At 35.2% G+C, this 23,882-nt stretch carries 21 protein-coding genes; 12 read left to right on the forward strand and 9 right to left on the reverse strand.

Features of this window, described 5'->3' with window-relative positions:
* Positions 1-40: 40 nt before the first annotated feature.
* The 3 genes from K7G79_RS04790 to K7G79_RS04800 all read right to left on the reverse strand — a co-directional run bounded on the left by K7G79_RS04790 (position 41) and on the right by K7G79_RS04800 (position 3,005).
* The gene (locus tag K7G79_RS04790) at positions 41-1,081 is read right to left on the reverse strand and encodes an NADP(H)-dependent aldo-keto reductase (RefSeq protein ID WP_223549679.1); all 1,041 of its coding nucleotides are present in this window, start codon (positions 1,079-1,081) and stop codon (positions 41-43) included.
* Between the two features lie 165 nt (positions 1,082-1,246).
* Positions 1,247-2,206 carry an OmpA family protein gene (locus K7G79_RS04795; RefSeq protein ID WP_223549682.1) on the reverse strand — a complete coding sequence of 320 codons (960 nt, stop codon included), beginning with the start codon at positions 2,204-2,206 and terminating at the stop codon, positions 1,247-1,249.
* Between the two features lie 34 nt (positions 2,207-2,240).
* Positions 2,241-3,005: an exodeoxyribonuclease III gene (locus tag K7G79_RS04800; RefSeq protein WP_223549683.1), complete on the reverse strand. Its 765-nt coding sequence runs from the start codon at positions 3,003-3,005 to the stop codon at positions 2,241-2,243.
* A 249-nt stretch (positions 3,006-3,254) separates the two neighbouring features.
* Between K7G79_RS04800 and K7G79_RS04805 the strand changes: the two genes are divergently transcribed.
* Positions 3,255-6,677 (forward strand): hypothetical protein, encoded by a 3,423-nt coding sequence (locus K7G79_RS04805; protein WP_223549685.1) that lies wholly within the window; start codon positions 3,255-3,257, stop codon positions 6,675-6,677.
* Here the strand turns inward: K7G79_RS04805 and K7G79_RS04810 are convergent.
* The 4 genes from K7G79_RS04810 to K7G79_RS04825 all read right to left on the reverse strand — a co-directional run bounded on the left by K7G79_RS04810 (position 6,674) and on the right by K7G79_RS04825 (position 11,198).
* On the reverse strand, positions 6,674-7,594 hold the full coding sequence (locus K7G79_RS04810; protein WP_223549687.1) for a M28 family peptidase: 921 nt from the start codon (positions 7,592-7,594) through the stop codon (positions 6,674-6,676). The two genes, K7G79_RS04805 and K7G79_RS04810, sit on opposite strands and share 4 nt — an antisense overlap.
* Before the next feature lie 169 nt (positions 7,595-7,763).
* Positions 7,764-8,504: a succinate dehydrogenase/fumarate reductase iron-sulfur subunit gene (locus tag K7G79_RS04815; RefSeq protein WP_223549689.1), complete on the reverse strand. Its 741-nt coding sequence runs from the start codon at positions 8,502-8,504 to the stop codon at positions 7,764-7,766.
* 10 nt (positions 8,505-8,514) lie between these two features.
* On the reverse strand, positions 8,515-10,527 hold the full coding sequence (locus tag K7G79_RS04820) for a fumarate reductase/succinate dehydrogenase flavoprotein subunit (RefSeq protein ID WP_223549691.1): 2,013 nt from the start codon (positions 10,525-10,527) through the stop codon (positions 8,515-8,517).
* 11 nt (positions 10,528-10,538) lie between these two features.
* Positions 10,539-11,198, reverse strand: a complete 660-nt coding sequence (locus K7G79_RS04825; RefSeq protein WP_223549693.1) for a succinate dehydrogenase cytochrome b subunit — start codon at positions 11,196-11,198, stop codon at positions 10,539-10,541.
* A 247-nt stretch (positions 11,199-11,445) separates the two neighbouring features.
* On the opposite strand from K7G79_RS04825, the gene K7G79_RS04830 reads away from it, so the two are divergent.
* Positions 11,446-12,738 carry an aminopeptidase P family protein gene (locus tag K7G79_RS04830; RefSeq protein WP_223549695.1) on the forward strand — a complete coding sequence of 431 codons (1,293 nt, stop codon included), beginning with the start codon at positions 11,446-11,448 and terminating at the stop codon, positions 12,736-12,738.
* 61 nt (positions 12,739-12,799) lie between these two features.
* Here the strand turns inward: K7G79_RS04830 and K7G79_RS04835 are convergent, their stop codons facing one another.
* Complete coding sequence (locus tag K7G79_RS04835; protein WP_223549697.1) at positions 12,800-14,122, reverse strand: aspartate kinase; 1,323 nt, start codon at positions 14,120-14,122, stop codon at positions 12,800-12,802.
* A 112-nt stretch (positions 14,123-14,234) separates the two neighbouring features.
* On the opposite strand from K7G79_RS04835, the gene K7G79_RS04840 reads away from it, so the two are divergent.
* The 4 genes from K7G79_RS04840 (at position 14,235) to K7G79_RS04855 (ending at position 16,309) form a co-directional block, all read left to right on the forward strand.
* The gene (locus tag K7G79_RS04840) at positions 14,235-14,891 is read left to right on the forward strand and encodes a hypothetical protein (protein WP_223549699.1); all 657 of its coding nucleotides are present in this window, start codon (positions 14,235-14,237) and stop codon (positions 14,889-14,891) included.
* Complete coding sequence (locus tag K7G79_RS04845) at positions 14,888-15,664, forward strand: alpha/beta fold hydrolase (RefSeq protein WP_223549701.1); 777 nt, start codon at positions 14,888-14,890, stop codon at positions 15,662-15,664. The genes K7G79_RS04840 and K7G79_RS04845 overlap by 4 nt, the downstream gene beginning before the upstream one ends.
* Positions 15,665-15,725: 61 nt before the next feature.
* Positions 15,726-15,992: a hypothetical protein gene (locus K7G79_RS04850; RefSeq protein WP_223549703.1), complete on the forward strand. Its 267-nt coding sequence runs from the start codon at positions 15,726-15,728 to the stop codon at positions 15,990-15,992.
* Positions 15,993-16,066: 74 nt separating this feature from the next.
* The gene (locus K7G79_RS04855) at positions 16,067-16,309 is read left to right on the forward strand and encodes a hypothetical protein (RefSeq protein WP_223549705.1); all 243 of its coding nucleotides are present in this window, start codon (positions 16,067-16,069) and stop codon (positions 16,307-16,309) included.
* Here the strand turns inward: K7G79_RS04855 and thiL are convergent.
* Entirely contained in the window at positions 16,299-17,345 is a 1,047-nt protein-coding gene (gene thiL, locus K7G79_RS04860; RefSeq protein WP_223549707.1) for a thiamine-phosphate kinase, read from the reverse strand. The genes K7G79_RS04855 and thiL overlap by 11 nt on opposite strands.
* Positions 17,346-17,509: 164 nt before the next feature.
* Here thiL and K7G79_RS04865 point away from each other — a divergent pair, with 164 nt between their 5' ends.
* From K7G79_RS04865 to sufB, 6 genes are all read left to right on the forward strand, one after another.
* On the forward strand, positions 17,510-18,763 hold the full coding sequence (locus tag K7G79_RS04865) for a choice-of-anchor B family protein (RefSeq protein WP_223549709.1): 1,254 nt from the start codon (positions 17,510-17,512) through the stop codon (positions 18,761-18,763).
* Complete coding sequence (locus tag K7G79_RS04870; RefSeq protein WP_223549711.1) at positions 18,753-20,111, forward strand: hypothetical protein; 1,359 nt, start codon at positions 18,753-18,755, stop codon at positions 20,109-20,111. The genes K7G79_RS04865 and K7G79_RS04870 overlap by 11 nt, the downstream gene beginning before the upstream one ends.
* Positions 20,104-20,877: an MbnP family protein gene (locus K7G79_RS04875; RefSeq protein ID WP_223549713.1), complete on the forward strand. Its 774-nt coding sequence runs from the start codon at positions 20,104-20,106 to the stop codon at positions 20,875-20,877. Before K7G79_RS04870 ends, K7G79_RS04875 begins: the two co-directional genes overlap by 8 nt.
* A gap of 27 nt (positions 20,878-20,904) precedes the next feature.
* On the forward strand, positions 20,905-21,948 hold the full coding sequence (locus K7G79_RS04880) for a cytochrome-c peroxidase (RefSeq protein WP_223549715.1): 1,044 nt from the start codon (positions 20,905-20,907) through the stop codon (positions 21,946-21,948).
* Between the two features lie 104 nt (positions 21,949-22,052).
* Complete coding sequence (locus K7G79_RS04885; protein ID WP_223549717.1) at positions 22,053-22,382, forward strand: iron-sulfur cluster assembly accessory protein; 330 nt, start codon at positions 22,053-22,055, stop codon at positions 22,380-22,382.
* Positions 22,383-22,430: 48 nt separating this feature from the next.
* Positions 22,431-23,882, forward strand: coding sequence for a Fe-S cluster assembly protein SufB (gene sufB / locus K7G79_RS04890; protein WP_223549719.1), 1,452 nt, complete (start codon positions 22,431-22,433; stop codon positions 23,880-23,882).

A 23,882-nucleotide genomic window follows, 5' to 3' on the forward strand; every position in this document is an offset into this window, starting at 1 on the left:
ATCACCTTAATTACAATAGCTGAATGACAGAATAAGTCAATCACGGTGCCGGATTAGGAATGGCTTTATGTATAGTATTGATTTCTGATACCAATGCATTGCTTAAATTAATATGAATACTATCAATATTCTCCTTAAGCTGTTTTAAATTGGTAGCCCCTATAATATTACTGGTTAAAAAAGGTTGTTGATTTACAAAGGCCAAAGCCATTTGCGCTGGGCTTATGTTATAATCTTTGGCCAATTGTACATATTTTTCGGTGGCTTTTCTAGTGCGTTCCCCACTATAACGCTTTAATTGAGGAAAACGGTTTAATCTAGAGTGTTGATTGGCAGTACCATTAATATATTTTCCTGTCAGCATACCAAACCCCAAGGCGGAGTAAGCTAACAACCCAATACCTTCCCGTATGGACACTTCTGCCAAATCACCTTCAAAGGTCCTGTTTAATAACGAATAGGCATTTTGGATAGTCACCATTCTAGGTAAGTTGTGTATTTTATGCTCTTCCAGATAGCGCATGGCACCCCAAGCCTTTTCATTGGACAAACCCACATACCTAATTTTGCCAGCTTTAATATGCTTATCTAATTCATGAAGCACCTCGTTAAAATTATCCTGCCATGTATCATTTGGGTCATGCTTGTAATCTAGCTTTCCAAAGGTATTGGTCAATCGCTCTGGCCAATGCAACTGGTATAAATCAATATAATCCGTTTGTAAACGTTTCAGTTCTTTTTCAATAGCGTCTTGTATAGATAATGGGCTGAATCCTGTTGTTCTAATATGCGCTACATAATCACTGGTTCGACCTATAACTTTACTGGCAATAACCACCTTATCCCTATTGCCTGTCTTTTTTAGCCAGGTTCCTATAATCTCACTAGTTCGACCACTGGTCTCAGGTGTGGCTGGTACAGGGTATAACTCTGCCGTATCTATAAAATTAATGCCTTCGTTAAACGCATAATCCAACTGCTCATGGCCTTCAGATTCAGTATTCTGGCGACCCCATGTCATAGTTCCCAAACATATCTTACTCACTTTAATGTTGGTATGCGGTAGCTTAGTAAATTTCATGGTTAACTTCTTTTATTTTCAAAACTTATGATTTTTAGACTAAACCTTAAAGATAAAAAACCTTTAAAAGTCGTCATACTTTAAAGGTTTTTTATTTAGTTTATTATACATTTTTTTGGTAGCTTATAAAGGCTCAGCTATCAAAGCTACATTATCAGGCTAACTCTAATTATCACTTAACAACCTAGACAGCTCATCCAATTTAGGTGTTAAAATAACTTCAATACGTCTGTTTTTGGCTCTCCCTTCAGGGGTGTCGTTGGTAGCTATTGGTGAATGCTCACCGCGACCGGCTGCTGTAAGGTTTTCTGCATTTATATTTCCATTTTCACTCAAAATATCAACAATGGCCGTAGCACGTTTAGTAGACAAATCCCAGTTTCCTTTTAACGCCCCCGAGCCTTGGTATGGTACATTATCGGTATGACCTTCAATAAGCACAGCAATATCAGGGTTATCTGCAAGTACAGTTCCCAACTGCATAACAGCACGACGTCCTTCTGTTCCCACTGCCCAGCTACCAGATTCAAACAATAGTTTATTTTCCATTGACACGTAAACTTTTCCATCACGCTGTTCAACAGTAAGCCCCTTACCTTCAAAGTCGGTTAATGCTCTTGAAATAGCATCTTTTAATGCTGACATGGCTTCATCTTTAGCCGCTATAACACTTTCCAACTCAGCCACACGGTTTGAACGATCTTCCAATTCCCGTTTCAATTTTTCTAAACGGGCATTTTCAGCAGCCAAAGCCTGTTCCTTAGCTTCCAATTGTGCCAATAGCTCCCGGTTCTTTTGAGAATTGGCAGCTATAGCTGCCGAACTGTTTTTCTCTAAAGCATCATAGGAATCTTTTAATGCTTCATAATTGGCCTTTGTGGCATTATAATCGGCCTGTAATTTATCGCGTTGAGCAACGGCTTCTTCATAAGCAGCTTTAAGCTGCTTCAGTTCATTTTCAGCTGCAATCTTCGCGCTATTCAACAGCTCATTTTCATCAGAAAGCTTACGGTTTTCCTTTTTTAAATTATCGTATTTAGCTTCTAAATCTTTATAGACTTTGGGAGACACACAGCTAGTTACCAAAGCTAGAGTTAAAACGGTTAATAAGGTTTTTTTTATCATTTTTAAAGGTTCAAAAAATTGTTTTGTTACTAAATTATTTATCTATTTCCACTAAAACAGGACAGTGGTCACTATGCACTGCATCCGAAAGTATAACGGCTCTTTTTATATTTTCTTGTAATGCATGAGCAACCATGGCGTAATCCAACCGCCAACCTTTGTTATTGGCTCGGGCATTGGCACGATAACTCCACCAGCTATATTGTTGTTTTTCGGGATTTAAATAACGGAACGAATCTATAAATCCATTAGCTATAAAATTACCTATCCACTCCCGCTCAACTGGTAAAAAACCTGAAACATTTTTCAAGCCTTTGGGGTTGTGAATGTCTATTTCTTCGTGGCAAATATTGTAATCACCACAAATGATCAGGTTTGGGATGTCTTGCTTTAAAGTGTTAATATAATCTTGAAACATGGCCATATATTCCAGTTTATGGTCTAATCGTGCATCATTGGTTCCTGAAGGCAGGTATAAGCTCATTACAGACACACCATTGAAATCGACGCGTAGGTTTCTGCCTTCGGCATCCATTGACTCAATTCCTGTGCCATACTCGACATGATTTGGTTTTTTTTTACTTAAAATGGCAACGCCGCTATAACCTTTCTTTTGGGCACTAAACCAATATTGGTGTACATAACCTGCTGCGTTAAAAATATCTAGATCCAATTGCTCTTTTAAGGCCTTTATTTCCTGTAAACAAATTACATCTGGATTGGCCGATTTTAACCAATCTATAAAGCCCTTATTAAGAGCTGCACGAATGCCGTTTACGTTGTATGATATAATTTTCATGTATTAATTTTATTTATTGTTACGAATTCAAGAATGTATCATTTTCAGGTTTAATTTTAAAAATAACCATTATTCATAGCATATTAAAATCAAAATATTTAAGCTTCTAATCTAGATAAAATCTCATTTATCAAATAAGCTAATGTCTGCTAAAATAAATAATACGTTACTTTTACACTATGGATAAACTTAGGAGTTTTAAGAAAAAGTATTAACAATAATAGTTCAACCTCGCTGTTTTAATATTTGATGAAGTATATATTCTCTTTTATCATTTTCTGTATTGGTATTTTTGGGTTTTCCCAAGACCGAACATCCAATTATAGAACTATAAAAGTGGCTTTACTAGACACCATTCGTATTGACAGTGTGAGTATTAATCCGCATTGGTTTTCCGTTAAAACAAAAGATAGTTCCGTTATTGATTCTTCTTTTTACCAAGTTGATTTCCCTAAAGCCATTTTGACCTTTAAAAAACCAATTGCAACCGATTCCATTATTATTAATTTTTTGAAGTTTCCTGAGTTTTTAACCAGAATCTACAAACAACTCGATGAAAATATTATAGTTGAAAATACTAGCTCCCTACAAAAGCTCTATAAATTATCAGAATCCAACAGAGATAACAATTTCATTCCTTTTGATGGATTGACCACATCAGGGAGTATTTCACGGGGCGTTACCATTGGAAACAATCAAAATTCAGTATTGAACAGTGAGCTCGATTTGCAGATTACGGGAAAACTAAACGACAAGGTCTCCCTCAGGGCATCAATACAAGATGCCAACATTCCACTACAGGAAAGTGGTTATTCGCAACGTTTGGATGAATTCGATCAAGTGTTTATTGAATTGTTTAGCGATAAGTGGAACATTCGTGCAGGAGATATCGATTTACTAAACACAAACTCCTACTTTGCTAATTTTTCTAAGCGGGTACAAGGCTTATTGGTTAATATCAATTTGGGTGAAAACGACCAACAAACCAATCTCTTCGCATCAGGCGCGTTGGTAAGGGGCCAGTTTACAACTAGTCAGTTTACAGCTCAAGAAGGCAATCAAGGCCCTTATAAGCTACAAGGTCCCAATGGGGAATTGTTTGTACTCATTGTATCGGGAAGTGAAACAGTTTACGTAAATGGAGTAGCTGTAAAACGTGGTGAAGACCAAGATTATATCATAGATTATAATGCTGGGGAAATCCTTTTTAATTCTACTTTCCCCATTACTTCCGAAATGCGCATTACGGTCGATTATCAATTTTCTGAGCGAAATTATTCGCGCTTAGTGACTTTTGGTGGCGGAAATTATGAAAGTAAAAAGTTGAAAATTGGTGTGTCGGTTTATTCTGAAAGCGATGCTAAAAACCAGCCATTACAACAAAATTTATCGGAGGAACAAGTACAAATATTATCAAATGCTGGGGATGATCGTAATTTAATGGTAGCTCCTTCAGATGTTCAAGAACCCTATAGCGACAATAGAATTCTTTATAAAAAAGAATTGATAAATGGCGTTGAAGCCTTTGTGTTTTCAAATAATCCTGAAGACGAACTCTACCGTGTTACCTTTAGTTTGGTTGGTGACAACCAAGGCGATTATATTTTAAGCAGCACTAATGCCATTAACAATATTTATGAATATGTAGGTCTAGGGTTGGGCAATTACGCTCCTGTGATAGAACTCATTGCCCCTATCAAACTGCAAATAGCAGTTATAAATGGCATTTACCAGCCAGGTGAAAAAACAAATATTCTCTTTGAAGCTTCGGGAAGCAAAAACGATTTGAACTTGTTTTCCAATACCGATGATGCTAATAATGACGGCTTTGCTGGAAAATTCAAAGCCAAACAAACTTTAATAAAACGCGACAGCTCATGGGCTGTTGATGCTTTTGTTGATATGGACTTTATTAATGCCAATTACCGTACCATTCAACGTTTATATAAAGCCGAGTTTAACCGTGATTGGAATTTAGGGCAACCAACAGGTAATAACATAGTAAGCAACCTAGGCAATCAAAAACTTATTTATTCTGGATTTCGCGCGCATCATCCTAAAAAGGGATTTATAGACTATCAATTTGAGCATTTGAGTTTTTCGGAAGACTTCAATGGTAATCGTCATGTTTTTAATACTCACTTACTGTTGAACAAATTACTTATAACTTCGCATTCTAGTATTTTAAATGCAAATGCTTCGATTAACACCTCAACTTTTTTTAGATCATACAACCGCATAGCATATAGCTTAAAAAAAGGCTGGCTAGGCACTAAACTAGCTATTGAAGATAATGAGCAACGTGAGGTTTCCACCAGAGATCTTACGCTGTTGAGCCAAAGATTCAAATCCTATGAAATGTTTTCAGGTGTTGGTGATAGCACCAAGGTTTTTGCTGAAATCGGTTATAAATATCGCATAAACGATAGCATTAGAAACAATCAATTACAACGTGTCAATACCTCTAATACATTTTACCTAGACTCTAAGCTTGTACAAAACAAAAACACCATTTTGTCGCTATATGCTAATTACAGAATCTTAAAAGATGTAGAAGACACTGAAAGAGATGAACAATCTTTAAACTCACGTCTACAATACAATCAAAAGTTGTTTAAACAATTAATACAATGGAATACCATTTTTGAAACTAACTCTGGCACTTTACCACAACAAGATTTTACCTATATTGAAGTAGAACCAGGGCAAGGCAGATATACTTGGATTGACTACAATAACAATGGCATACAGGAACTTGAGGAATTTGAAATTGCTCAATTTCAAGATCAAGGTAAATATATAAGAGTATTATTACCCAATCGTGTTTTTATAAAGACACATCAAAACCGATTAAGCCAAACCTTAATCATTAATCCGTCACAATGGACTATTTCGGAGAATAAGTCAAAAAAAATCTGGTCGCACTTTTATAATCAAGCCAGCTATTTAATAGATCGTAAAACTAAACGAGACAATTATACTTTTAATCTAAATCCTTTTGAAACAAAAGATGGCAATGCGTTAGGTTTACAGTTAAATTTTAGAAATGTATTCTTTTTCAATCGCGGAAAACAATATTATACCTCCTCATACACATACCTCTCCAACAAATCTAGAAATATTTTATCCATTGGATTTATTGAAAACAATATAAAGAGCCATCAATTTAATTTCACTCATAAGATAAAAGAGAGTTGGCTTATTACATTAATCTCGACTTTTGACAATACCGAAAGTATAAGTGAAAACTTCGCTAGTAAAAATTATAACTTCAACGAATCTCAATTTGAGCCGAAAATATCATACCTATTTGGAGATACTTCCAGATTTGATGTGTTTTATCAATACGCCAATAAGAACAATGTTATTGGCAATAAAGAAACACTACAACAACAAAAATATGGTATATCATTTAGCTTAACCAAAAACGAAAAAGGAGCTGTAAACGGAGAGTTAAATTACTTTTCCAATAACTTTACTGGAAATGCAAATACACCCGTTGCCTACCAAATGCTTGAAGGTTTGCAACCAGGTACAAATTTTACCTGGACATTATTAGCACAAAAAAAACTTACCAATTTTTTAGACCTTAACTTAAGTTATTTTGGTAGAAAAACCGAAACCAGCAAAACCATACACACAGGAAGTGTACAGTTAAAGGCCTATTTTTAAAAAGACAACAAATCAATTTGCTTAAAAACAGTAATGATTTGATTTACTGCCTTGCAATAAAACTCGGGATGGATATTTTCAAAATCATCTGTGGGTTCGTGATAATCTTCGTGATCTTCAACCCCAAAATACAAGAATGGAATCCCTTTCTTGTAAAAATTGGCATGATCTGAAGAATAGGTCCAATTATCCTTTTCATCATAACCATCATGTCCCACTAAAATTTTTATATCTTCTGTTTTAAATTCTTTACTGGAAAAAAGCTGCTTAAAATGCTGATGAGTTTCTACTCCAACTACAAATAGCTCCTTGTTGCCACTTCTGCTAATCATGTCCATATTAATATTTAGAAGGATGTTTTTAGAAGGTACAACAGTATTGTTCACATAATGTCTAGAACCTCTAAGTCCCAATTCTTCAGCATCAAAAGCCACTAAAATAACGGAGTGCTTTGGTGGGTGTACTTTAAAATATTCAGCAAAACTAAATAATGCACATACTCCAGAGGCATTATCATCTGCTCCATTGTAAATCTGTCCGCTTTTTATGCCTTCATGGTCATAATGCGCACTAACAATAATATATTTATTGGGTTTATAGGTGCCTTTAATCAAGCCTAAAATATTAACTCCTTTATATTCCTTTTTGTTTTTTATAAACATAAAAGATTGCTCATAACTCTTTTTCAAAGGCTTAACTTGTAGTTTACAGAATGTATTAATAATATACTTTCTGGCTTTAACGGCTCCTTTGGTTCCCGTTCGTCTGCCTTCAAAAGCATCAGACGATAAGTTTTTTACATGCATCAATAATGCTTCTCCATCAAACAAGTCATCTTTTAGCTCTGGGGTCTGCGCAAAAACATTAACACATAATATAAAGCAAAATGAAGTTAAAACGAAAATATATTTTTTCATGATTTGAATTGGTCAGCACCAAAAGTACATGAATTTTTTCATTTGCTAATTCTCATTATTTAAATGGGAGTTTATATGTGATTATGCCTTTTCTTGTTTAAAATAACCTAACAAAAAAGACCCACAACTTACGTTATAGGTCTTTTTATATTATTTTAAAGTATTTTGACTAAAAACTTGCCTTCATCAATTCCCGATTCATTCTAGCGATATTATCTAAAGAAATACCTTTTGGACATTCAATTTCACATGCTCCTGTATTGGTACAATTACCAAAACCTTCAAGATCCATTTGAGCAACCATATTCCTAACTCGATCTGCAGCCTCAATCTGTCCTTGTGGCAATAATGCATATTGGCTCACCTTAGCTCCAACAAATAACATAGCAGACGAGTTTTTACAGGTCGCCACGCATGCGCCACAACCAATACACGTAGCAGCATCCATAGCCTCATCGGCTGCATGTTTAGAAATAGGAATAGCATTCGCATCCTGTGTGTTTCCAGAAGTATTTACAGAAATATACCCACCTGCTTGTTGTATACGTTCGAAAGCTGTTCTATCTACAACTAAATCTTTAATTACAGGGAATGCCGCCGCTCTAAATGGTTCAATAGTAATGGTATCACCATCGTTAAACATACGCATATGTAACTGACACGTTGTAACGCCTCTATCAGGACCATGTGCCTCACCATTAATATACATAGAACACATGCCGCAAATTCCTTCTCTACAATCGTGATCAAAAGCTACAGGCTCATCTCCTTCATTAACTAATTGTTCGTTCAAAACATCCATCATTTCTAAGAAAGACATATGTTCTGAAATATCAGTTACCTTATATTCGACCATTTGACCCTTCACATTTGAGTCTTTCTGTCTCCAAATTTTAAGTGTTAAATTCATAGTGTCAATCTTATTTGTATGAACGTTGTTTTAGTTCAATATCTTTAAATTCTAACTCTTCTTTATGTAATACTGCATCTGCAGGCTCTCCTTTGTGCTCCCAAGCAGCAACAAATGCAAATTCTTTATCGTTACGTTTTGCTTCTCCTTTTTGCTCACCGCTTTCTTCAACCGATTCTTCCCTAAAATGACCTCCACAAGATTCTTCCCTCATTAAAGCATCTTTAGCAAATAGTTCACCTAATTCAAGAAAATCAGCCACTCGACCAGCCTTCTCTAACTCTGGATTCATTTCGTTTGCACTTCCAGGCACTTTTACTTCTTTCCAGAACTCTTCACGAATTTGTTTAATTTCAGTCATGGCTTCTTTCAACCCTTTTTCATTACGAGCCATCCCTACCTTATCCCACATTACTTTTCCTAGACGTTTATGGAAATAATCTACAGATTTAGAACCTTTATTATTAATGAAGAATTCAATCCTATCTTTTACTGCTTTTTCAGCTTCATCAAATTCTTTTGAATCCGTTGGAATTTTACCTGTACGAATATCATCGGCTAAATAATCACCAATTGTATAAGGCAACACAAAATAACCATCTGCCAGACCTTGCATTAAAGCAGAAGCCCCAAGTCTGTTAGCACCGTGATCTGAGAAGTTAGCCTCACCAATACAGTAACATCCAGGAATGGTTGTCATTAAGTTATAATCTACCCAAACACCACCCATTGTATAGTGTGTTGCCGGGTAAATCATCATTGGGGTTTTGTATGGATTCTCGTCAACGATTTTCTCATACATTTGGAATAAATTACCATACTTAGCTTCCACTATTTTCTCACCCAGTTGGGTAATTTTTTCTTTGGAAGGGCTTTGTATATTATGAATCTTTGCCTGCTCTTTTCCGTAACGCTCGATAGCTGAAGCAAAATCTAAATACACCGCTTCACCAGTAGCATTTACACCGTAACCCGCATCGCAACGCTCTTTTGCAGCTCGAGATGCTACGTCACGTGGCACCAAGTTACCAAATGCAGGGTAACGACGCTCTAAATAATAATCGCGTTCGTTTTCAGATAAATCGGTAGGTTTTTTACGGCCTTCACGAATGGCCTTAACATCCTCTATGTTTTTAGGCACCCAAATACGGCCATCGTTACGCAATGACTCGGACATTAACGTTAGTTTAGACTGATAATCTCCAGAACGCGGAATACAAGTTGGATGAATTTGGGTGTAACAAGGGTTGGCAAAAAATGCTCCTTTCTTGTGAATTTTCCATGCTGCCGTTGCATTAGAACCCATAGCGTTAGTTGATAAGAAATAAACATTTCCATATCCGCCAGAAGCAATAACAACTGCATGTGCCGAATGACGCTCAATTTCACCAGTTATTAAATTTCGAGCAATAATACCTCTTGCTTTACCGTCAACAATTACAACATCTAACATTTCGTGACGATTAAACATTTCAATCTTACCACGAGCAATCTGACGATTCATTGCGGAATAAGCTCCTAATAATAACTGCTGACCCGTTTGCCCTTTTGCGTAAAAAGTTCTAGAAACTAAAACCCCACCAAACGAACGGTTATCCAATAACCCACCGTAATCACGAGCGAAAGGGACCCCTTGTGCTACACATTGGTCTATAATATTTGCAGACACCTCAGCCAAACGATAAACATTTGCCTCACGTGAACGGTAATCCCCCCCCTTTACAGTATCGTAAAATAATCGATAAGTGGAATCACCATCTCCTTGATAATTTTTAGCAGCGTTAATACCGCCTTGAGCAGCGATAGAGTGTGCCCTGCGAGGTGAGTCTTGATAAGCAAATGCCTTTACATTATAACCTAATTCTGCCAAGGTTGCAGCAGCTGAACCTCCTGCCAAACCTGTACCTACAACAATTACGTCTATATGACGCTTATTTGCTGGATTTACAAGGTTGATTTTATTTTTATAATCTGTCCATTTATCTTTAATTGGACCTTTTGGTACTTTTGAATCTAAAGCCATTTTTATTAAGATTAATGGTTAAAATGATGAAATAAAGCAATAACTATAAATCCTAATGGAATGACAATAGAATATGCTTTACCAAGTTTTTGCAATGTTGCTTTTCTACCAGCAGTTGAACCCATAGATTGAAATGCCGAAGTAAAACCGTGAGCTAAGTGCAGTCCTAAAAGAATAAATGCTACTACATAAGCAGTCACTCTCCACATAGGCAAAAACTTTTCGACCAATTCATGATAATACCGCGAAGGGTCTTCAGGTTGAACATTAATATATTTTACATTGATTTCATGAACCCAAAAATCAGCAAAATGGATTACCAAAAAAGCTAAAATTACTAGTCCACTGTAAATCATATTTCGACTCATCCAAGTAGAATTAGCTGCTCCATTGTTCCTGGCATAAGCTACACCTTGGGCCTTTTTATTTTTTAATTCTAAAATAAAGCCCATTACAAAATGGAAAACAACACCAAAAATTAAAACTGGCTGTAAAACCAATTGCACTAAAGGATTTGTTCCCATAAAATGCGATAGTTCGTTGAACAAATTTTCACTAAACAAAGAAGTAATATTTACCGCTAAATGAATAATTAAGAAAAACATTAGGAAGAATGCAGAAAGCGCCATAGCTACCTTTCTTCCAATCGAAGATTTAAAAAATCCGCTCATTATTTTAAAGTTAGTTTTTAAAGATGTACAAATGTAGTTATGACCACATTTATAGACAAATTACGTATGTCATGTTTTTGCTATTTAGAATGATTCTTAAATAATTATTAAGAAATCCCAAGAATTTTACTTTAGTACCATGAGTTTGCTTAATTTTAGACTCTAATAAGCTGATATCATAATGATATGAACATAAATAAATTTAATTTTTGTTAACTCACCGAAATAATTAAAATTTTTAAAACAGATGAAATATTACCCTATAAACAATCAGTTATTTATTAAAAACCGCAAAAACTTTACGGCAAAAATGAAGCCTAATAGCTTGGCCGTTTTTAACTCGAACGATATCTATCCTATTAGTGCCGATAGCACCATGCCTTTTGAACAACATCGCGATATCTTTTATTTAAGCGGAGTAGATCAAGAAGAAAGTATATTAGTTTTATTTCCAGATTGTCCTAAAGAAAAACATCGTGAAATATTGTTTCTTAGAGAAACCAATGAGCATATTGCCATCTGGGAGGGTGAAAAACTAACTAAGGATAAAGCTTTTCAGGTTAGCGGTATAAAAACAGTGTATTGGTTACAAGAGATGGAAAAAATCATGTTCGAACTCATGACACAATGCGACACAGTTTACATAAACACCAACGAACACTATCGTGCTAATGTTGAAACCGAAACTAGAGAAGACCGATACACCAAGTGGTTAAAAGAAAAATATCCAGCCCATAGCGTCGCCAAAAGCGCGCCTATTTTACAACGCTTAAGATCGGTTAAAGATCCTATAGAAATTGATTTGATTCAAAAAGCATGTGACATTACCGAAAAAGGGTTTAGGCGTGTTTTAAATTTTGTAAAACCCAATGTCTGGGAATTTGAAATTGAAGCAGAGTTCATACATGAATTTTTAAACAACCGCTCTAAAAAATTCGCTTATACACCAATAGTTGCTTCTGGTAATAATGCCAATGTGTTACACTATATAGAAAACAACCAACAATGTAAAACAGGCGATTTAATTTTAATGGATATAGGTGCCGAATATGCTAATTATTCTAGTGATATGACCCGAACCATACCTGTTTCTGGTCGTTTTAATAAAAGACAAAAAGCCGTCTATAACGCAGTAAATAGGATTAAAATCGAAGCTACCAAAATGTTAATCCCAGGAACCGATTGGGCAGCTTACCATGTTGAAGTTGGTAAGTTAATGACCAGTGAATTACTTCGTTTAGGCTTATTGGACAAAGCCGATGTGCAAAACGAAAATCCCGATTGGCCAGCTTATAAAAAATATTTCATGCATGGCACCAGCCACCACATGGGTCTAGACACACACGACTACGGTATTTTAACCGAACCCATGCAAGCTAATATGGTTTTTACTGTAGAACCTGCTATATATATTCCAGATGAAGGTTTCGGTATACGTCTAGAGGACGATGTGGTTATTCAAGAACATGGCGAACCCTTTAATTTGATGCGAAACATTCCTATTGAAGCCGACGAGATTGAAGACCTTATGAATTCTTAAAAAATATAAAAGGGGTGCTTAAGCACCCCTTTTTATCGGAACAAAACTAATTTTCGGGTATTTAAAGAGTGACTAATTCAAATAAATAATCGTTTAGTTTGTTCAGCGTAGTAATCTTATCATTAGAATTTATAAGCAAAGAAATATTATTTCTGCTACCTCCGTAGGAGATCATTCTAATTTTTACATCCTGTAATATTTGAAATAGTTTAAAGGTACTGTCATGGCTAACAATAGAATGACCTACCAAACAGACAATAGTTTGGTTTTTATCAACTTCAATAGATGCAATCTTTTCTAGTTCTGAAACAATTCTATCTAAGTTTTTATCATCATCAATAGTTAATGATACTGCCACTTCCGATGTAGTAATCATATCTATGGACGTCTCATAAGTCTCGAAAACTTCAAAGACTTTCTTTAAAAATCCATAGGCTTGAAGCATGCGTCCAGATTTAATTTTTATGGCTGTAATATTATCTTTTGCTGCTATAGCCTTGATTCCATTTTCGGAGGTATCGCTAGAAATCAACGTGCCATCGGCGGCAGGATCCATAGTATTTTTTAAACGCACGGGTATGCCATCTTCCCTAACTGGCAACACTGTTTGCGGATGCAATATTTTTGCTCCAAAATAGGCTAACTCGGCAGCTTCATCAAAGGACAGGTTTGAAATAGGATGGGTATTTTCAACAAATCTTGGGTCATTATTGTGCATCCCATCAATATCCGTCCAAATCTGTACCTCTTCAGCATGAATCACCGCACCAATAATAGTAGCTGTATAATCACTCCCGCCACGCTGTAGATTGGACACATCATCATTTTCATCTAAACAAATAAACCCTTGTGTAATATATATATCTGATTCTGGAGTAGTTTCTAACACTCCTCCAAATTTTTCTTTTATTGAGACCAAATCTGGTTCTTTGGCACTATTAATTCTCATAAAATCCAATGCCGGTAACAACGAAGAACTTATTCCCTCTTGCTTTAAATATGCATTAAACATATAAGTTGAAAGTAACTCACCTTGTGCTAAAATTTTATTTTCTAAATTTTTAGAATACTCTAAATAAGTAGCTTCCAATAAAAAATTAAAAATTTCGGTAGCATAATTTTTTACATCACTATTAAATGAGTCGTCTACAAGGAGTTCATCTATTACAACAAAATAAGACTCATGCATCTTATTAATTGTGTCTACAGCTTGGTTAGGTGTTTTATTGAAAATATCACTAGCAATAGAAACCAATGTATTTGTAGTACCAGACATTGCAGACAACACCACAATTTTCTTAGTGCCATCTGTAATAATATCCTTAACATGCTGCATATTCTTAACAGTACCTACAGATGTTCCCCCAAACTTTAATACTTTCATTATTAAAAATTTGGAACAAAATTAAAATCCAAATTCACATAGCAACTATTTATTAAAAAAAAAGTTTACATTTACACATAATGTTAAATAGTTAACACGTTATAAATACCTTATGAAAACTGTATCTAACTGCGTTGAGGATATACTCATTTCACAACCTTATTTAGAAGAAGCATTATCAAGAAACATTATCAACTTTAGTGCTTTAGCTATAGAATTGACCGAACCCATTAGCAACATGCTAAAAAAAGAGGTAAAGCCAGGAGCAATTATGATGGCCTTAAGAAGGTATAGTCCACCACCAGCTTTGTCCAATTCGGTAAAAATGAAACGTGTCATTCAAAATTTGGGTGATATAACGGTGCGATCTAACCTAACAGATTTTACAGTAAAAAATTCAGACACTCTTATAGATAGCCATGCCAAGGTTTTGAATCGCATTAACCAGGAATCAAAGCTATTCTATACCTTTACGCGCGGTATCCATGAAAGCAATATTATTATTTCCAGTAGTTTAAAAGACTTTGTTTTAGAACATTTTAAAATGGAATTGTTTTTAGCTATTCAAGATGGACTCACTGCCATTAGCATAAACTTACCAGAGGACAACTCAAAAATTGCGGGCTTATATTATCATTTTTTTAAACGCTTGGCTTGGGAGGGCGTTGTCCTTTACGAAGTACTTTCTACAACCAACGAGTTTACTATTTTGGTAGAGGATGATTATGTTGATAAAGCGTTTACAGCTATTAAGAAAGTGAAATCGTGATTTTAAAGTACAAAAACACTTCTGTTTTTTATACTGATTATGGCATAGGCAAAACTATTGTTTTACTACATGGCTTTTTAGAAAATTCAACAATATGGTATCCGTTCATAAATGGACTAAAAAATCAAAACAGGATTATTTGTATTGATTTATTAGGCCACGGAAAAACTGAATGCATGGGTTATATCCATACTATGGAACAGATGGCTGAAGCGGTAAATGCTGTTATAAGTCAACTTAATATTAAAACATATACCGTTGCAGGACATTCTATGGGAGGCTATGTCGCTTTGGCTTTGGCTGAAAAATATCCAGAATATGTTGACGGACTATTACTGGTGAACTCAACTTCCCAATCAGATAGTGAAGAACGTAAACAAAATAGGGACAGGGCCATAACTGCCGTTAAGCATGACCATAAAACATTTATTCGAATTGCGATTGCCAACTTGTTTAATCCTGAAACTAAATCCAAACACGCTAATACTATTGAACAAATAACTATAGAAGCATTAAAAACACCTTTACAAGGAATAGTTGCTGCCCTTGAAGGTATGAAAATAAGGAAAAATAGAAACAAAACTTTTAGTCAATTTCAACATAAAAAAGCAATGTTTATTAGCATAAAAGATCCTGTATTAGATTATAATTCCTTATTTAAGGAAGCCCGTACAGCAAACATAGAAGTTGTAGAATTCCCAGATGGTCACATGAGTTTTATTGAAAATGAAGTTAGTTTCTTTCAAAATTTTATGCATTTCATCGAAAAATAATTCCTTTTTAACGATAAAATGATTTTTTTCCCTATGTTTATAGTGCCTTAAATTTAATGCCATGAAAAAAACTACTAAAAACCCTACTTTTTTATCAAAAATGTACTGCAGCTTTTTTGGGCATGATTATCTGGTTTCCAAAAAGGTTACCCGGCATGTTAAAGAATACAAATGTTGCCATTGTAAGAAGGAATTAACTACCAATAGCAATGGCAAGCTCACTGAACTCACCTCTACTTTTAAAGAAATTAATGCTGTATTAGAGTTAATGTACAGTAGAAAATTGAGCAAGATTAGACAAAAAACATACAACACTAGCGCTGCTTAAATTGCTTTTGTAAATTTCACATTTTTTTTTACCTTTAACTCCCTTTCAAAGAAAGAGTTAATAGCACAAAAAATATGAAAAAAATTTACTGCTCGTTTTTTGGACATGAGTTCAAAATAACCAAGCATGTTACACGTCACGTAAAAGAGTTTAAATGCAGACACTGTAACAAACAATTTACTACTGATCAATCAGGAAATTTAACTGAGCTCACTCCAAAACTTAAAGAAATAAATGCTGTTCTGGAAAATATACACAACAGACGCCTTTTAAAACGTCAGAAACAATATCCTGAATTATTGGTTTTTAGGCATTAAAGTTTTTCCACCCTTGAGCCTTTAGAGCAATTTTAGTATCTGCTCTAGTTACCAAATGCACCCCTTTTTCTTGTTCAGTCATAAAACCAATCACCGTAAAATTAGGGTTTGCTTTAATTTTAGGATAATCATCCTGAGAAATGGTAAATAAAAGTTCGTAATCCTCTCCTCCATTTAAGGCCACTGTTGTACTATCTATATTAAACTCTTCACATACTGAAATTACTTGAGGATCTAGTGGAATTTTATTTTCATATAAATCGCAGCCTACATTACTTTGCTTGCATATATGTAATATTTCAGATGACAACCCATCACTAATATCAATCATTGCTGTAGGTTTTATATCTAAATGATCAAACAACTTAACAATATCTTTTCTAGCTTCGGGCTTCAATTGTCTTTCAACAATATAAGTATATGGCTGTAAATCGGGTTGATTGTTGGGGTTCACCTTATACACCTCTTTTTCTCGTTCTAAAACTTGTAATCCCATATAAGCCCCACCTAAATCTCCTGTTACTACCAACAAATCATTTGGTTTTGCTCCAGATCTATAAACTGCCTTATCCTTTTTTAAAACACCAAAAGCTGTTACAGATATTAGCAATCCGGTATTGGAAGAAGTTGTGTCACCACCAACTACATCTATATTATACAACCTTGCTGCGGTTTCAATACCACTATATAATTCTTCTAAGGCTTCCAATGAAAATCTGTTGGATACTGCAATCGAAACCGTTATCTGGGTAGCAGAAGCATTCATAGCATAAACATCCGATAAATTAACCATTACTGCCTTATACCCTAAGTGTTTCAATGGCATATAGCTTAAATCGAAATGCACCCCTTCAACTAGCAGATCAGTTGTAACAACAACATTTTTGTTTTCAAAATTTAAAACTGCCGCATCATCCCCAATACTTTTAATGGTCGATTCTTGTTTAATTTCGAAATGTTTGGTAAGATGGTCTATCAGACCAAACTCACCCAACTCACTTAATGATGTCCTTTCTTGGTTCTTATCTTCTATCATGCTGCAAAAATAATAAGCTATTTGTATAAAACACCTATTTCTAGTATGATATTAACCAACATTACAACCATAACCTAATATATTTGAGCATTTTTTAAGTTAAAATTGACATCCTTTAAGGTCAATAACTAATTATCCACTAAATTTGACATAAAACTCTACCTATGAAATTTAACCTCAATAAAATTTTATCAACTTTTATTTTATGCATTTTTATATTGATCAGCTTCCAATATTGCAGTAACGAACCTGTTGATAATATTGATGATTCTTCTGGTGCCTTATTTGAATGTGAAAATGGTTTCGCTGGTATTTATCCTTGTAATGGTTATGACTTAATGGCCCAAATACCATTATCGACATTCAATGCCAATTCAGGAAATGATTCTTGGGGTTGGACAGACCCTGTCAATGGTAGGGAATATGCACTTATGGGCCTAGATAACGGCACTGCCTTTATTGACATTACAACTCCTGAAGAACTTGTTTATCTAGGTAAGCTCCCTACCCAAACCACTAGTAACGATTGGCGCGATATTAAAGTTCACAACAACTATGCTTACATAGTTGCCGATAATGCCGGTAATCATGGCATGCAAATTTTTAATTTAACACGTTTACGCAATATTACTAATCCCCCTGAAATATTTACTGCTGATATGGTTTACACCGATGTTGGAAGTTGTCATAATGTCGTCATTAATGAAAATGAAGATATAGCATATTTAGTAGGGTGTAATTTATATAATGGAGGTGTTGTTTTTGTTGATATTTCAAACCCACTTAATCCGGTAAGTGCTGGCGGTTATGGTGGCTCTGGTTATACTCATGACGCGCAAGTAGTGACCTATAATGGCCCAGACACCGAGCATAATGGCAAAAAACTTTTTATAGGCAGCAACGGGAATTACCTTGGATCCAATACAGTAGTCATTATAGATGTAACAGATAAATCCAATCCGCAACTTATCTCAGACGTTAGCTACCCTAATCCAGGCTATGCCCATCAAGGGTGGTTTACAGACGATATGTCACATTTTATATTCGGTGATGAATTGGATGAGCAGTTCTTTGGAAACAATACAGCAACCTTTGTTTTCGATTTTACCGATTTGGATGCCCCAGTCCTATCTTCAACCTATCATGGCCCAACTTTAGCCATAGACCATAATGGTTACGTTAAAGGCAACACTTTCTATTTAGCTAATTATGCAGCAGGACTTAGAGTGCTTGATATAAGCAATATTGAAGCATCAAGCAATGCCATGACCGAAATTGGATTTTTCGACACCTATCCCGAACATAATAATGCTAGCTATGACGGAGTGTGGAGTATATACCCATTCTTTGAAAGTGGCAATATTATTATAAGCGACATAAATAGAGGTTTATTTGTTGTTAAAAAAAGTGACTTATAACACTGAGATGCTTTTTATTAAGCCCCAATATTATCTTTTATCTTTTCTAATCTTTATTGCATTCAATTGTAGTTCTGATGATTCTGGAAATCCTACAAAACAGGAACCAACAGCAACAATTACAACCTTAGGTGGCGCAGGTAATGAAAGCGGAAAATCCATAGTAAAAACTTCCGATGGCGGTTATGCTATTTTAGGGTACACCCAAAGTATGGATGGAGATATTACCAATAAACAAAATACATCTTTTGATTATTGGCTTTTAAAATTTAGTGCAACCCACGAGTTGGAATGGCAGAAAACCTATGGCGGAAGCGATGAAGATAGAGGCAACGATATCATTCAAACCAATGATGGCGGATTTGCTGTTTTAGGCTTTAGTAAAAGTGTTGACGGTGATGTCTCTGCAAACAATGGCCTAACCGATTTTTGGTTTACAAAGCTTGATATCACAGGAAATGTCATATGGGAAAAATCGTTTGGTTTTTCCGGAGTAGATACGGGTATTTCATGTATTCAAACTAATGATGATGGTTTTTTATTAACAGGTATTTTAGATGTCACAGCTTCAGGTGGCGAAGGCAATAGCAAATCTTTTTCAGCAAAGCGACATGCTGGAGGGGATTTTTGGGTTATTAAACTAGATGCTTCGGGTGTAAAACAATGGAGCAAGTACTATGGTGGCACGTTTACTGATACGCCAAGCGGTATTGTTCAAACACAAGATAATGGCTATATCATTATAGGCTTTTCAGACAGCAGCGATGTAGATATCTCAAATAACAAAGGAAGCTATGATTTTTGGGGTGTTAAAATTTCAGAGTTGGGCAACTTGATTTGGGAAAGATCTTATGGCGGGAGTGAAATAGACGAAGCTTGGGATATTATTAATTCAGGAAATGGAAATTATCTTATCGTTGGCAATACTAGAAGTAATGACAAAGACGTTTCACTAAACAAAGGAGCTTCCGATTTATGGCTCATTAAAATAAATGATAACGGTGATATTGTTTGGGAAAAAGTTTTAGGCGGGAGTAGTTTTGATGCTGGTCGTTCTGTTTCAAAAACCCAAGATAATGGTTTTATCATATCTGGAAACTCCCGTAGCACTGATGGTGATTTAAAAGAAAATAAAGGCCAAAATGATGCATGGGTTATAAAAATTGATGCTAATGCTAATATTATATGGCAAAAAACAATTGGAGGCTCGGGCATCGACTTGGTTTATGATGCAGTTGAGCTAAAAAACAATAGCTTTATAGTAGTTGGAGAATCCAATTCGTCAAACCAGGATATTGTCAAAAATCAAGGTTTTACCGATTTACTAATTATTCAAATAAATGAATAAAACAGTTTCAATAGTAGTATTGTTTTTTACTATCTTTTTATCATGTCATACAGACAATGATGATAAAGCTAATAATACAACAGTAAGTTTTAATTTTTCACATCATTGGGACGGAACACCAGTTACGAATCAAGATTTCAATGTTATTAAATTTACGAATGAAAATGGAGAGCAACTAAGCATTGAACGTTTACGTTATCTTATTTCTGACATAACCTTTACAAAGCAATCAGGAGAAGTTTTGAAAACCAATGACTATAATTTAGTAGATGTCACCAATGGCGAAAATTTAACATTTACATCAACCATGATTATCCCAAATGAGATATATTCAAATCTATCATTTACCTTCGGCTTTAAAAATGAAAAAAATACTGATGCTGTCTACCAAGATTTAAACACAGCGTCATGGTTTGTCCCTGCGATGCTTGGTGGCGGTTATCATTACATGCAATTTGACGGCAAGTTTATAAACAACAGCAGTATTGAACAAGGATTCAACTATCATGCCATTAGAGCTGTAGACACCTCGGGAAGCGAACCAATATTTCCTCAAGACACATTTATCATTGTTAATCTAGGGCCAGTCACTGTAAACAATAACAGCACATTTAATATTGAAATGAACATTGCCGAGTGGTTTAAAAACCCCAATACTTGGAATTTAAACACCTACAATCAAATGCTAATGCCAAATGTATCAGCACAAATTATGATGTTTGAAAACGGTCAAAATGCATTCAGTCTAAAATCAATAGAACAATAAATTTTGAAACTGTGGCTTAAATATTTTATGTTAATTTCCACTTTTATTATATGGTCCTGCTCCAATGAAAGTGTGGATCGTTATAGCCCAACACCAAATCCTTTAAGGATTCCTCAGCTTTTTCAAGATAAAATTCTAAACCCCATACTTCCTCCCAACAACCCCCAAACTATTGAAGGCATTGCTTTGGGCAAAAAGTTATTCTTCGATCCGATACTTTCTGGCGATAATACGCAAGCTTGTGCCGATTGCCATACCCCAGAACATGCGTTTACAGATCTTAATCGGTTTAGTGAAGGCATCGATGGTTCCATTGGAAAAAGAAACTCTATGCCCTTATTCAACTTGGCGTGGAATTACGATGAAAAATTCTTTTGGGACGGTCGTGTATTTAGCTTGGAGCATCAGGCTTTTAGACCCGTTACAGATCCTACCGAAATGAAAAACACTTGGAATCAAGTTACTCAAAAACTGCAAGAACACCCCGACTATCCTACCCTGTTTCAACAAGCCTTTGGGAAAGCTAACATAGACTCTACTCTGGTCACCAAAGCCATAGCACAATTTGAACGTACTTTAATCTCTTCAAATTCCAAGTTCGATAAATTTCTACTGGGACAGACCACTTTAACTGCAGAAGAAGAGAACGGATTTAATGTGTTTATGGATGAAACCAAAGGTGACTGTTTCCATTGTCATGGTAGTGACAATAATCCGCTTTGGACAGATAATCTATTTCATAACAATGGTTTAGACGCTACGTTTACTGACTTAGGATTAGGAAAATTTACTGGAGACCCTGCGGACAATGGCAAATTCAAAACACCCTCACTCCGAAATCTAGCATTTACGGCGCCTTATATGCATGATGGAAGATTTGCCACTTTAGAAGAAGTGATTAACCACTACAGTGAAGGCTTAAAACATTCTACTACCATTGATCCTTTAATGAAAAAAGTGGCGCAAGGTGGTGTCCAGTTATCCAATCAAGATAAGTCCGATTTAAAATCCTTTCTTTTATCTCTATCTGATTACGAATTCGTTAATAATCCCAACTTCAAAAATCAATAATAAAAAACTATTAAACCATATACCAATATAATGTTAGGTTATATGGTTTTGCAGGACTTATATTGTATATTTGCACTCTATTTAGACGAAATCTAATTAAGGCTATGATAAAAGTTTCTGAAACAGCTAAGAAAAAAGTCATTGAGCTTATGACTGAAGACGGATATGATCCATCCTCAGATTACATTCGTGTTGGTGTTAAAAGTGGCGGATGTTCCGGTCTGTCTTACGACTTAAAATTTGACAAAGAAAAACAGGAAGATGACAAAGTGTTTGAGGATAATGGAGTTAAAATTATTGTTGATAAAAAAAGCTTTTTATACTTAATTGGAACTACGCTTGAATATTCTGGAGGATTAAACGGTACTGGATTCGTTTTCAACAACCCTAATGCCAACAGAACATGCGGATGTGGAGAATCATTCTCATTGTAATTCAATTTATACCCCATACAAAAAGATATTGAAAATTAAACTCGACAAATGAGTAATAAATATACAGAAGACGATTTAAGAGAAGAACTAAAGACCAAAGAATATGAATATGGTTTTTATACTGATATTGAATCGGATACGTTTCCTAATGGGTTAAACGAAGATATTGTTAAAGCTATTTCCAAAAAGAAAGAAGAACCTGAATGGATGACTGAATGGCGCTTGGAAGCTTTTCGTATTTGGAAAGACATGATTGAGCCTGAATGGGCCAATGTTAATTACGAAAAACCAAATTTTCAAGGCATCTCTTACTATTCAGCACCTAATAAAAAACCAAAATATAATAGTTTAGACGAAGTTGATCCTGAATTATTAGCTACATTCGAAAAGCTAGGGATTTCATTAGACGAGCAAAAGAAATTGGCTGGTGTTGCCATGGATGTTGTTGTTGATTCAGTTTCAGTAGCGACTACTTTTAAAAAAACCTTGGCCGAACAAGGCATTATTTTTATGAGTATTTCCGAAGCTATTAAAGAGCATCCCGATTTAGTAAAAAAATATATAGGAACGGTTGTCCCTAAAAAAGATAATTTTTATGCCGCTTTAAATAGTGCCGTATTTAGTGATGGTAGCTTCTGTTATATCCCTAAAGGTGTAAAATGTCCTATGGAATTGTCAACCTACTTTAGAATTAATCAAGCTGGAACTGGACAGTTCGAGCGTACATTAGTCATCGCTGATGAGGGCAGTTATGTAAGCTACCTTGAAGGTTGTACAGCACCAAGTAGAGACGAAAACCAATTACATGCCGCCGTTGTAGAGCTTATTGCCTTGGACAATGCTGAAATAAAATACAGTACCGTACAGAACTGGTATCCTGGAAATGCCGAAGGAAAAGGAGGCGTTTATAATTTTGTAACCAAAAGAGGCCTATGTGAAACCAATGCAAAGATTTCATGGACTCAAGTTGAAACAGGTTCTGCAGTGACATGGAAATATCCTAGTTGTGTGCTAAAAGGAGACAATTCAGTTGGAGAATTTTATTCCATTGCTGTTACCAATAATTTTCAACAGGCCGATACGGGAACTAAAATGATCCACTTGGGGAAAAACACCAAGTCTACCATTATTTCAAAAGGTATATCTGCAGGAAAATCGCAAAATAGCTATCGTGGATTGGTTCAAATAAATTCCAGAGCAGAAAACGCGCGTAACTTTTCGCAATGTGATAGTTTACTTATGGGTAACGAATGTGGGGCCCATACCTTCCCATATATTGAAGCAAAAAATAAATCGGCTAAAATAGAACACGAGGCTACAACAAGTAAAATTGGTGAGGACCAAATTTTTTACTGTAACCAAAGAGGTATCGATACCGAAAAGGCTATTGCATTAATTGTAAATGGTTTTAGTAAAGAAGTATTAAATAAACTTCCTATGGAGTTTGCAGTTGAAGCTCAAAAATTATTGGAAATAAGCTTAGAAGGATCTGTAGGTTAA

The sequence above is a fragment of the Aestuariivivens sp. NBU2969 genome, assembly GCF_019931125.1.
GTDB classification, from domain to species: domain Bacteria; phylum Bacteroidota; class Bacteroidia; order Flavobacteriales; family Flavobacteriaceae; genus Aestuariivivens; species Aestuariivivens marinum.